Consider the following 12,041-nt stretch of genomic DNA (forward strand, 5'->3'; position numbering starts at 1 on the left):
ATAATAAACTTTCTTATCAATATTTTTAATCGAAAGTCACCTAATTATTCTTATTTAAAAACGTTTTATTTTCAATTGAGAATAACTATAAATTCAACATGTAATTTATACATATAAACTATTATTTGTAAGTAATGTAATGCTCTGGAATAAAACGAAACCGTTTGAAGCTGAGACAGAATTAGCAATGATCCTCTATTTAAGTGCACAACACAGTCTACATCCACCCTTACTCAACACTTATTCCATTTAGGAATAAATAATTCGAAAAAATAGCAGACTACCACATTCCGACACTAAATACCATGTATATATACCCCATATTTAATGAACTGCCAGCAGGACATTGATTCCGTAAAGTATACTGTTCACCCTCTACTTATAGAAACATGTTTGAAGTATGTTGGGACTTGGATCTCGAGTAACAAGCTAAGCTATGGAACTGAACTATAGAGGTTATTGATAAATATATGTATCAAGTAGTGAATTTCATGAATCCGGTAATTGGTCTGGATGTTTCAAAAAGAGAAAGTGAAGTACAAGTCTTTTAAAAATCTACATTATTCTTTAACAACCCAATAATTAATGCTTTCATCAAACCAACTCTATTTCTCATTATTTTTTAAGAACAAAAGTTCCTATAAAAACATAAAATAATTGTATAAAAGAATGAACGTTCGTGTATAATAAGTAAAGGAATAAAATAAATAAGAACGTATATTCTGTTCAGGAGATGTTTATTATGTACGATTATTCAACTTTTCCAGATAACTTGGTTTATTTTGTTGATATGAAGTCATTCTTTGCTTCAGTTAGTTGTATCTTAATGGGATTGGATCCACTTAAAGTTAAATTGGCTGTCGTTGGTGATACAAATAGAGATGGATCAGTAGTCTTAGCAGCTACACCTGAAATGAAGAAATTAGGAATTAAAACAGGAAATCGACTTTTCGAAATACCTAAACAAAAAGATATTCATATCGTCAATCCATCTATGAGTTTGTATGTAAATATTTCAAATAAAATTACTGAACTTATGCTTACTAAATACGTTGCTCCTATCGACTTCATGCAATATTCAATTGATGAATTTGCTTTTTCAATGAAAGGTTATGAAAAACTTCATAAACTATCCCCACTTGATCTAGCTCTCAAAATCCAACAGGATATTTTCGATCATTTTGGCATTTCGAGTTCTATTGGAATTGGGAGTAACTTATTACTTGCAAAAATCTGTATGGATATAGAAAGTAAAAAACATCCGAGTGGTATATCACAGTGGACTTATGTTGATGTACCTACCAAAATGTGGAATATTACTCCCTTAAGTAAATTCTGGGGCATTGCTAAGAAAACTGAACAGAAGTTAAACAGATTAGGCATAACTACTATTGGTGAGTTGGCACGATACCCTAAAGAAGTTTTAATCAAACAATTCGGGAATGTGATAGGTACAGAATTACATCTCCATTCTAACGGAATTGATTACTCTCGAATTGGTGAAATGAAAGACTACAAACCGAAAGATAAGTCAATTGGCAAAAGCCAAGTTCTATTAAGAGACTATCATTCACATGAAATAAAAACGTTAATACTAGAACAACTTGAGGAAGTTTGTTTTCGATTAAGAAGCCAAAACAATCAATCAAGAACTATTCATTTTGTTATTGGTTATAGTTCTGGCATTGGAGGATTTTCTAAAAGTGTCACCATTGAAGAACCAACAAATTTAACAAAAGACTTTTATAAAGTTTGTCTTAGAATTCTAGAAGAAAATTACAATCAAGAACCTGTAAGGACTATATCAATCGCTTTAAAGAACTTTGTTCAATCAGACACAGAACAAATTTCATTTTTTACTAATCCAATAAAAAAGCAAAAGGATCAAAATTTATCAGCTGCGATGGATTCAATAAGACGTAAATATGGAAAAAATAGTTTGTTGAGAGCGTGCAGTTTTACAGATTTCAGCACTGTAAGAGGTAATAATAAGAAAATTGGAGGTCATTATGCATGACGCAAGATCCTATGGGTCGAGGGATAATAAAATGGCAACCTTTTGCATCGATACCTCAGCAATTTAAAGGTATAGCTGATATTATCGATAATCAAAGGAAGATACCCCGACCAATATTAAATGATGATGAGAAGGAACGTATTAATTATTATCTTGTTGAAGCTGTGGAAAGAAAAAATGATGTATCATTAGTTTATTGGGTTAAAGGGCGTATCGAAACAGTAATTGGGAAAATAAAAAAAGTTGATCAGATAAACGCTACTGTTATCTTTATTGATACATATGGCTCTTCTCATACACTTTCTATGATTTCATTAGTTGATTTATTTTAGCTTCAAAAAGGAATAACCTTTTACTTAATCGGAAAAATAAGTGAAAGTATTAAACGAATTGAGTAAATATTAATGAAACAAAAATTAGTATGCCTTGGCAGTGTATCAATTAATCCCTCAGCAATCACTGAAGAACAAAGAAAGAGATTGAAACGTGCAGCTGAAGGATTATCAACTGTTCAAATTCGAACCAGTTCGGATTTGACGTTTAAAAAGACTAGTCCTACTTTAAAGATATATAAGTACAATTAATTACAAATATATATCCTGTATCATAGATTACCAAATAATATTTGAAATAGGCTATATACTTTCTTATAGAACTAACGCATGCGTTAGCCATCCATGAATCCTCTGATTCACAACAGTGAATGGAAGTATATATCGTTCTTCCATGGTAGTTCTATAAGAAATTTCATTTCAACTGATTCTTTTTTCTTCCCAAAATTTAATAAGGGTTTCGTGCATTTCTTTCGGTTTTTCAATTATAAACCAATCTATTTTACCACTATATCTCCAAAAAATATTTTTTAATGGGAGTTAATGTCTGAATCTAACATGCTCTTGTTTATAAATGCTGAAGTAGATGTTAATCTTCCTCTCCCTTTTATGTTGTTATTTAGATAATTGTATTGTATCGGACCTCCAGATTTCATAATGAATTCCCCATTTGAGTTTCGTTGAGTTCCTTTAAAAGAAAAAAGCATGTAGAGAATTTTTCTACATGCTTTTTTCTTTTAATTATGATACGGTTCTCCATGATGTATCAAAATGAGGTTTTACTCTTCAAAGAAGTCTAAATCAATCTTCTTAATAGTATAAACTTCTTCATCAGACACACCTACGTTATATTTGAACATCAAATTAGTTAAATCTTGTCCATCTATTAATATTACTCTTTTTTCAATTGATTCTGTATAGGCTCTAGCTTCTTTAGAAAATTTCGCTGTTGTAATGAAGATCCCTTTTGAGGCTTTCTTGCCAACTAGACTACCTACAAATCCTTGAATATCGGGCCTAGAAACAGTTGAATCAACTTTCCATCGTTTTGCTTGTAAATAAATCATATCTAAACCTAATACGTCTTCTTTTATGATGCCATCAATTCCTTCATCGCCTGTTTTACCAATCGCTCTCCCAGCATCATTTACAGATCCACCATAACCCATTGTTACAATCAGATCGACTATCATGCTCTCAAAAAAGGATGGAGAACATTCAAGAATTTTTTCTAGTAGTAATTCTTGAAGTTCATTTTTTAAAACATTAAAGTTGTAATCGATTAATTCAAGAGGGGTTCGTTCGTCATTAATTGATATCTCAGGTGTTTTCTTTTCATTTGATGTATTGTTTATGAACTCATTAAAGCACCCATACCTAGTCAAAAATTTTCTATCAATTCTTATTAACCCCGGTTCTTTAAGTACATCTAATCCTTCGTCAGTAATTTTAAATACCGCTCTTCTTACTACTTTAATTAACCCTGCTTTATTTAAATAAGTTCTTGCCCATCCAATTCGATTAACTATTAAAGTTTGTTTTCCACTTGGGAGTTTCTCCGTTATATCTTTATCTGTTAAATTAAAATGTTTTGCAAGTATCACATATAAGTCCTGTAATCTATACTCTTTACCATCTTCTAATTGTTTAAGAAATGGATACATGAAATCTTGATAACCCGGAACAGCCAAACTTATTCCCCCATTCTATTTCTATTTTTATTTTTATTTTTATAATCAGTATAACAAAAAATAGTATTTTTATAGCTACTCAAACGAATAAGAGAAGAAAATCATCTTTAGCGATTGTTGTCATATTTATGAGGCGAACTAAATATTAAATGTAATTAAAAAAGGTGCAGACAAGTCATCAACTGACGACTTATCTACACCTTGTCCAGTAAAATAATTTAATACTGCGTTATTGAATTGTATTTGAATACTATCAATTTCACGATCCTTATTAATCGTAATTTCCTTAATTAGAAGGGTGATTAGATGCTTCTGTTGTTCTTGCGTAATAGACTTTTTAAATGCTTTATGGAAATTGCTCATAACTTCTTTAATTAAAGCTTCATTAATATTATGTAATTTTAAAGACTGCATACTTAATTTAATCGGTTGTAATCTAAATTCAGTTTGTTCTATTAACTGATTTATTTTAAGTAGTCTTTGCAATAGTTCTGCCTTTGTGATGATATCATCCTCAAACATTTCCATAGCTTTTTCTTTTTTATGTTTAATCTGTTCGAGCTCTTTAATAAGTATTGCAAACTCTCGCTTTATTGGTTCATCATTGTTGGATCGCTTACCATTCACCGCAACGGTTTAACCTGCGATTTTTTTGGTTATTTATTATTTTTACTTTGATTCATTCCTTTTAACTTATCCAACGCTAAATTAAACTGTTTCATTTTATATGCTTGAAGTTTTTCATGAGTAATTGATTTCTCTGTCTTTGGCGCAAGAGGTCTTGCGTCAAAACAAATATCACCCACCTCATATATTTTTGAACTTATCGGCTCACAACTCTGGTAATTAAATATCGTTAAATTATTACCGATATTATACAAAGAACTATTAAATCTGATTCCCTCAAAACCTAACAATTTAATATATTCGGCAATATACTGGGTTGGAAGATAATCTTTTTTGTTTGAATTAGAAGGTATTGAAAAATCATACATAATAATATTTAGCAAATTCCTTTTGAAGCCATCAAATTTCTCATATTTCCCAAAAGTCAACAACTTCTAAAGGCTTATTAACTATAATTTCAGCTATATTCACTCTGCTTTTTAAATAAGGTCTTACTTCAACTAATGCAGTGTAGGGCTCCTCAGCAGTATACAAGTACTTAATAAAAGAAGGGTTTACTCTACCATCATTTATGTTATCGTTATCTGGGGGAACAAAGGAATTCTGAGCATTATATCCCCAAAATCCAGTTTCACTTTTATTTTTAATTTGACTATTATAGTAACTTCTTATTAATTTACTTGTATTATCTAGTTCTTCTTCATAAAGATTATTAATACTATTATTTACATAAAATAAAAATGGATCATCCTCCGCATATATTCTTGCTCTAAATAAAATAGTTCCTTCTTGAATAGTTATTCTACATTTCTCAGCAAATTCTTCAATATATTTAAGGACTTCATGTTTAATAATAAATCTATTTTTATAAAGCACCTCTTCCTTGAAGCCATTCCAAAGGTCAAATGCTTGTTTTAATTCATCGTTATTAGACATTTTTACTCCTATTTTAAATTATTTTATTATTCTTTTTGATTATAAAAATTATTTAATTATGCAAATAACCGTACTATCAATTACGGCAGCATTATTTAAATTTATTCTTAAGTATTCTTTAAACACTATGATACGATTAATTATAAAACGGTCTTAACTTCAACATTAACAACTTGTTCGCCTTCAGGAACATCTGAATGCATTAAAAAAACACTATACTACACCATCGTCAGTATTGGCCATTTATATAGAGATTTTTATTTACAAAAGAGTTGATACTTATTACATGAAATTTAAAAATAAAAATTCTTTTTTACTTTCATCGTCTTCAAATTTTATGCCCCATCTTTTTTCCATAAATTCTATTAGCTTATTACCTCGTTGCAGTATAGCCTTTGCATTCCAATCCGGATATGCTGCCACTTCTATTTCGCTATGAGAACCATCTCTATAGCCTTTATGTGATTTAATTGTTGGAGAAACTTTTTCTGGGAAGCTATCATTTTGCATACTGGCATTCTTACTCTGTGAGAGTGGTAATAGATTACCTAAAGATCCCGTCAACAACGATTTCTGTTCATCGGTAAAACAAGAGAATGAGTTTATCCAATAAGAATTCGAAGGTGTCTGCGGATAAATATGCTCTATTGAGACCTTGTCTTTTTCACTCTTCACAAATAAATTCCAATCAATCTTTGGGTTTCCGTTTTGTATTACTTTGTCATTCTCGTACTCAAACAAGAAATATTGTAACCCGTTCCACCAATAGAACCCACCACCGTTTTTATAATGTCTTGCAATATATGTTTTAAACGGTTGTATATCAAAAGATGTTGCTGGGCTTAACCATCCTTCAATACGTTCTTTAAGTTTTGTGCATATTTCATCAACAGTAATCTTACCGTTTGTTAATTGTTTCGTTAATTTATAATACTCACTATTTCGATAAGTGGACAATGCTCTTCCTAATCGAAATGCAATAAAAATAAAGCGCTCAATTTCTTTGAAAAGATTCACTCTACTCATGGTATCAATGTCAGTTCGAATATAAGACGCTACAACTAATGGTCTAAAATAAGCTATACCTATTCTATTTAATCGATCGAGCCATAAATGTTCTTCTGGCCATAAATCTGAATTGTTTAAAGGATTAAATGTGTTATACCAATGGACCGCTGCGGATTGCAGGCTTTTTACATAGTCTGATATCTCTTTTGGTGCCAACTTTGCATAACTTTTAATTAATTCTTCAACACTTACATCCTCAACTTCTTCAACTTCATCTGTATCTCTAATCTCATTAATATCCGCTATTGAGTCTAGTTTGACATCAATTTTGTTAAATACATTTTGTGGAGTGAACTTTTCATCTAAAAGAAACTTGATATAATCGTCACCTTTTTGTCGTGTATATTGGAAATACATAATCCAGTGTGCCGTAAGGAAATCGTCATCTGAAAGTGGGTTTTTCTTATTTCGCCCAAGCTGATAATAGACTTCTTTCCACGCATTATTAATATCCCCACGAAGAATCGTTCGCTCATCTTCAGATAATTCATATGGTTCATATAGTGTTGTTAAATAGATCAATCGATTTTTAAGAAGCTCTAAATTAGAAAGCTTTTTACCTCGATTATTCATTGTTTCAAAAGCAACGAATACATCAAAATCATCCTCTATTTCGTGCAAGTTGAACATTAAATTTTGTGTTACTTTTTTAAACAATACTTCAACTTCTGATTTACCATATCTTTCATAGTAATTTTCTAAATTATCCTTGAAGAACTGTTTAGCATTTTCTAAATTTAACGTATAAAAAGTTTCAGTGATACTACCACTATTAGGTTCACCTAAAACTTTGTGTCTTAAATAATCAAAACTCGGGTTGTCTTTCTCATAACCAAATTTATAAGTATTCACCACAAATTGCGGCGGCATTTGAACAACAAGATACTCCTCTTTTATCTGATGAATACTATATGTCCCGATATATATTTCAGAATCAGTTTTGCCATGATATTCTGGCAGTGACTTGAATAAATTTAAAATTTCATTAATGAATATGACAAAAGTTGTTAGCCTTTGTTGTCCATCAACAATATGAAACGGCTTAAATCCCCTATCGTTAATAAGCCATCTTTCAGCTATCCAATTATCGCTCTGATAATCTTTTCTTGATACTTGTTTTAAAGAAAGTAATCCAGTATAGTGAAAACGATCATTCGGAAGGTTCACTATGTCCTCCCAAAAGTCTTTTAATTGTCTTTTTTGCCATGAATAACCGCGTTGGTAATCTGGAATCTTGAAAACCCTATCCTTAAAAATACTTTTCAATGATTCAAGTGTTTGCATATTTATTCCACTCCCGCAAATGCTCTATGTTTGACCAATATTATTCGAATTAGTTATTACTTCCTACTCATTTTATTTAACACTAATTATATCGGACTAGTTATTATTTTATTGAATCACCCATGGTAATCGCCTGTTTTACAATAACGGTAACAAAATATTTATCTTCTCCGCCAATAACTTTCTAAAAGTAATTCTATATTTGACTTTAATAAAATTTATTTGGATTTAGTTGTATAGACATTTCTTCCCCATTTAATAAATCTCCTAGGCGAAAATACCAGCCACCCGCATTATTTTTTGGCGGCCTTGGCCCCGTATCATATCAATGTGTTACGTGCCAAGGTCTCTGACTCCGGAGAGGCTTTACCCTTCTTGCCTTAACGAAAAGTAAAATGTTGCTTTCTGCTATGCGAAAAGCATCAGCCCTCTCGATTTACTAACATTTCGAAGCTCAATCCCTTCAACCATTTGGCTTTCGGCCCGCAACCTAACTGTCTACGCTTAAAGATTAAAGTTACCTTTAATCCTCCAAGACTCGCTACGAGTGAATGGCTAGTTCTTACTCGACGGGAATCCCACCCGCTATATGATACGGCCTAGTCTCGGCCGCACTCGCATGCGTTAGTTGCATAAGAATCAGATTATAACTCTTTGTTTTTTATAATAATTGTAGTGGGAATAGCTTTTGCCTTTTCTATTTAAATATGTACTAGTGGCTGGATGGCTCCAATCTTCATGATCATATGGTCCTTGAACAAAGTAAAAAAGTTTCTCACAAAGAACATGTGAAACAACTTTTATTTGGTGCGTGTCATAATTCGAATTACGTTACTGTAGATATGTTGAGAAATGCGTAAGTTTGGTTATCCTAATCATTTTTGTCGATTATGCTTCCGTAGAATAATATATCCCAAAATATTTATCTTCGTCTTCCATAACAACAAATATATCATTCCACTCTGGTTCATATGCGTATGAACATATTAATAGGATGTTCGAATAATGATCATCCTCTATTTGTTGTTCAACAATCGCACCCTATTAGTTTCAGTACAATAATTCACAAATTATTTGTGTTACATTTGAGTTAAACTGGTTTTATTTATGCGTTAACTTCTTGCGTAGAAAATAAGTAAATGACTGAGCTAGTTAACTTTCCTTCTAATATTCAATAAATTTTTTCACTTTTTCTTTTTCTCTTTCACTTTCCATCAGAAAACTATTTAACTCTTTCTGGAATGATTTTCCAAAACGTTTCATAACCTTGCTCATTTCTGCAAGTACAAGAGACTGTGAACCTAACTCATCATCATTAATAGTTAGAAACATACCATCTCCACTATAAGTGCCATAAAACATTCCAACTTGAGTTTCAAATGATTCATCAATTTTAAAACCAAACTTTTGGTAGAAACTAACCTTATTCATAAAACAACTTAGTGAAATACTTTTAGTTTTTGTCTTAAGTAAATTGATCATATTAGTGAAAATCCCTTGACTACGATAATTGTCAGATACAACTGTACTACATATAGATACATCGTCTCTACAAGTAACATCTCTATTGTATAATAAGTAACCAATAATCTTCCCAGAATCCTCAGCAACTATTAAGTAAGTTTTCTCAGGTTCATCTTTTTTCAAGAAGTCTAGGAACATTCTCGCTCTAGTTATTTCTCGGACCCTTACATATTCATAAAAAGGTGAATCCCTTTGAACGACAAATGCACTAATATCTTCAGCATTATTGCCAACAAGTTCAATAATTTCCTCCCTTTGCTTATTCGAAATATTACCTGTCAACTCTCTAATTTGGTACATACTTTTCCCCCTAAATCTGATTTGGTTCAAATTAACTATATCAAAGAATGATGAATTATTCTGTAACTTTAATTGAACTAAACTGCCATTATGTTGAATAAGAAAAAGCGAACTTCTATTGAAGAATCGCTTTTGTTAGTTATAAAAGATTATGGATTTCTTATGACTGGAAAATAGTTTAATATTACTTCAAGTTCTTTAATCAAACTTGGCTCAGTTGTATCTAATATTATGGGCGTTTCATCAAAGGATATGCTTCGTGCAATAGCAATTGGTGAAGATGATCCTGAAATAAACGATTAAAGGAATTTCACGGTAGAAAACGTGAAGAAGGAAAACCTTCAAAAGTCTCAATAATCGCTTGTGTTAACAAATTACTTCATTGGATATATACCCTAATGAAAAGGAAAGAAAATTTCCTTGATTTAAGCTAAATACCACAATTACGAAGTAATAACAAAACCTTCCAGTAAGGTAATGGTGTTGGTTTGAAATAAAGTTTGATCAAAAGTATGCTACAAAGGTTGATTTTATAATAGAAGAAACCCACACATTTTTGAACAAAGTTTGATCAAAAGGTGTGGGTTTGATATATAGGTTATAGAAGTTTTTATAAAAAAGATTGATTAAAACCTAACAAATTTTATGTAATATCATAACTTATTAAACCATTGCCTCTTTAGGAAAGTTTTCAATCAACTTTTCTAAGATTAAATCTGTAAGAATCTCTATTTGTTCATTACTTACATGTTTCGTCCTTAAAAAAATTTTTATTACTAATCTCATTTGAGCTCTTTTACTTTCAAACATAATCCAATCAACAGTATAATTTTTCTTAATAATATCAATCAATTCTTCTTGGTAATTTATAATATCATTAAACTCTTTTTCTAATAGAACGCTTTCTATGCTTGCTTTTACAGTAGATATTCCTTCTGCTTCTACCTCTTCTTCTACTTCTACCTCTTCCGCTTCTTCTTCCTCTTCCGCTTCTTCTACCTCTTCTGCTTCTTCTACCTCTTCCGCTTCCTCTACCTCTTCTGCTTCTTCTACCTCTTCTGCTTCTTCTACTTCTTCTACTTCTTCTACTTCCTCTTCTGCTTCTTCTACTTCCTCTTCCGCTTCTTCTACTTCTTCTATTTCTTCCTCTTCATTTTCTGGAGAAAAACTAAACGATATATCAGCAATATTAATTAAATCATCTTCCATAGAAGTAGCATCTATGTTATCAAGCTTAATTAATTGAACTTGTGAGCTCACTAAACTTTCAATTTCCACCACAAAATATAAAGAAGTTTTTAATTCATAGGATATACCAGTTTTTCCAGCTTTCATTTTTCCTTTTAATTTAAATTTAAACAATGATTCTCCTACTTCGTTTAAATCAATTATTTTGGGAATAATTTCAAAATCGTTAACGGTACATAATATACCGTTTAATTCAACTTCTTGAAAAGCTTTATACTCTAATTCATTTATTAATATTTCAAGAAGATTTTCTAAATTTTTATATAGCATTTCTGATCTAATTCGTGTTCTTTTTTCGACTGAGTACTTTTCAATAACTAAATCTAATTGCTGTTTATCATCTTTATCATAAATCTCTATATTTTTACCTGTTATTTCTTTAAACTCCATCTGTAGTTCTTTTTTAAACCCTTTGTCAGCCGTAAAAAAAATATATTCTCCATCATTCTCTTCGGCAAATTCTAAGATAGATTCCCAAATTAAAGCATCTTTAAAACCTTTATCTGATTTTTTATCTTTTCCTTCAAAAGGTGCTTCTTTATTTAATGCTCTTTCTACAATTCTTACAAACTTCTCTTCTTTACATATTGAAAGGATATTAATACCTTGTCTTGCAATATATTGTTCTTTTTTCTTTTCTAAAAAGGGTTCATAATCAAATTTTTCATCTATTTGTAAATCTACTTCATAAATTTGATTAAATTTTAAATAAGAGTTTCTTATCATTTCAACGTGCGAATTATAAGATTGCAATTGTTGTTTAAAAAGTTCTTTTACCGTTATGTCTGGAACTCTTAATTCAAACCTATCTATAACATCATTTCTTTCAATTTTCCCTTGTACTTCATCATATACTGAATTAAACTCAAAAATCGAAAAATCTTTATAATCTCTTTTATAAAGTATATTTGTATCGAAAATTATATATGTTTTCATATTTCCTACCTCATTGATAAATAAATTATCATAACTTTAGTATTTTCTAAAAAATATATAGAATCAAAATTCACTTTT

The 12,041-nt window shown here is 30.6% G+C and carries 9 protein-coding genes and 1 pseudogene; 3 read left to right on the forward strand and 7 right to left on the reverse strand.

What is annotated here, in order from left to right:
• The first annotated feature begins 742 nt into the window (after nucleotides 1-742).
• Nucleotides 743-2,017: a Y-family DNA polymerase gene (locus J5Y03_RS01860; protein ID WP_209401843.1), complete on the forward strand. Its 1,275-nt coding sequence runs from the start codon at nucleotides 743-745 to the stop codon at nucleotides 2,015-2,017.
• Nucleotides 2,014-2,349: a YolD-like family protein gene (locus J5Y03_RS01865; protein WP_209401845.1), complete on the forward strand. Its 336-nt coding sequence runs from the start codon at nucleotides 2,014-2,016 to the stop codon at nucleotides 2,347-2,349. Before J5Y03_RS01860 ends, J5Y03_RS01865 begins: the two co-directional genes overlap by 4 nt.
• Before the next feature lie 779 nt (nucleotides 2,350-3,128).
• Here J5Y03_RS01865 and J5Y03_RS01870 read toward each other — a convergent pair.
• The 6 genes from J5Y03_RS01870 to J5Y03_RS01895 form a co-directional block, all read right to left on the reverse strand.
• Nucleotides 3,129-4,040, reverse strand: coding sequence for a restriction endonuclease (locus tag J5Y03_RS01870; protein WP_209401847.1), 912 nt, complete (start codon nucleotides 4,038-4,040; stop codon nucleotides 3,129-3,131).
• Nucleotides 4,041-4,178: 138 nt separating this feature from the next.
• Nucleotides 4,179-4,667 carry a hypothetical protein gene (locus J5Y03_RS01875; RefSeq protein ID WP_209401849.1) on the reverse strand — a complete coding sequence of 163 codons (489 nt, stop codon included), beginning with the start codon at nucleotides 4,665-4,667 and terminating at the stop codon, nucleotides 4,179-4,181.
• A 29-nt stretch (nucleotides 4,668-4,696) separates the two neighbouring features.
• Nucleotides 4,697-5,035 carry an RES family NAD+ phosphorylase gene (locus tag J5Y03_RS01880; protein WP_209401852.1) on the reverse strand — a complete coding sequence of 113 codons (339 nt, stop codon included), beginning with the start codon at nucleotides 5,033-5,035 and terminating at the stop codon, nucleotides 4,697-4,699.
• A gap of 40 nt (nucleotides 5,036-5,075) precedes the next feature.
• Nucleotides 5,076-5,603 (reverse strand): RES domain-containing protein, encoded by a 528-nt coding sequence (locus tag J5Y03_RS01885; RefSeq protein WP_209401854.1) that lies wholly within the window; start codon nucleotides 5,601-5,603, stop codon nucleotides 5,076-5,078.
• A 282-nt stretch (nucleotides 5,604-5,885) separates the two neighbouring features.
• Complete coding sequence (locus J5Y03_RS01890) at nucleotides 5,886-7,955, reverse strand: DUF262 domain-containing protein (RefSeq protein WP_209401857.1); 2,070 nt, start codon at nucleotides 7,953-7,955, stop codon at nucleotides 5,886-5,888.
• 1,164 nt (nucleotides 7,956-9,119) lie between these two features.
• Nucleotides 9,120-9,779, reverse strand: coding sequence for a GNAT family N-acetyltransferase (locus J5Y03_RS01895; RefSeq protein ID WP_209401859.1), 660 nt, complete (start codon nucleotides 9,777-9,779; stop codon nucleotides 9,120-9,122).
• A 290-nt stretch (nucleotides 9,780-10,069) separates the two neighbouring features.
• Here J5Y03_RS01895 and J5Y03_RS20225 point away from each other — a divergent pair.
• Nucleotides 10,070-10,213 (forward strand): annotated as a pseudogene (locus tag J5Y03_RS20225) (IS110 family transposase); the annotation flags it as partial.
• 229 nt (nucleotides 10,214-10,442) lie between these two features.
• Here J5Y03_RS20225 and J5Y03_RS01900 read toward each other — a convergent pair.
• Nucleotides 10,443-11,963: a PIN domain-containing protein gene (locus J5Y03_RS01900; protein ID WP_209401861.1), complete on the reverse strand. Its 1,521-nt coding sequence runs from the start codon at nucleotides 11,961-11,963 to the stop codon at nucleotides 10,443-10,445.
• Nucleotides 11,964-12,041 lie beyond the last annotated feature (78 nt).

It is taken from the genome of Gottfriedia endophytica (assembly GCF_017814275.1).
In the GTDB taxonomy this organism is placed as follows: Bacteria; Bacillota; Bacilli; order Bacillales; family Bacillaceae_G; genus Gottfriedia; species Gottfriedia endophytica.

Bases quoted from the DNA above. Each gene is read 5' to 3' on its own strand.
- J5Y03_RS01865 (WP_209401845.1), top strand. From the start codon at position 2,014: ATGACGCAAGATCCTATGGGTCGAGGGATAATAAAATGGCAACCTTTT.
- J5Y03_RS01895 (WP_209401859.1), bottom strand. From the start codon at position 9,779: ATGTACCAAATTAGAGAGTTGACAGGTAATATTTCGAATAAGCAAAGG.
- J5Y03_RS01885 (WP_209401854.1), bottom strand. From the start codon at position 5,603: ATGTCTAATAACGATGAATTAAAACAAGCATTTGACCTTTGGAATGGC.
- J5Y03_RS01890 (WP_209401857.1), bottom strand. From the start codon at position 7,955: ATGCAAACACTTGAATCATTGAAAAGTATTTTTAAGGATAGGGTTTTC.
- J5Y03_RS01860 (WP_209401843.1), top strand. From the start codon at position 743: ATGTACGATTATTCAACTTTTCCAGATAACTTGGTTTATTTTGTTGAT.
- J5Y03_RS01900 (WP_209401861.1), bottom strand. From the start codon at position 11,963: ATGAAAACATATATAATTTTCGATACAAATATACTTTATAAAAGAGAT.
- J5Y03_RS01880 (WP_209401852.1), bottom strand. From the start codon at position 5,035: ATGTATGATTTTTCAATACCTTCTAATTCAAACAAAAAAGATTATCTT.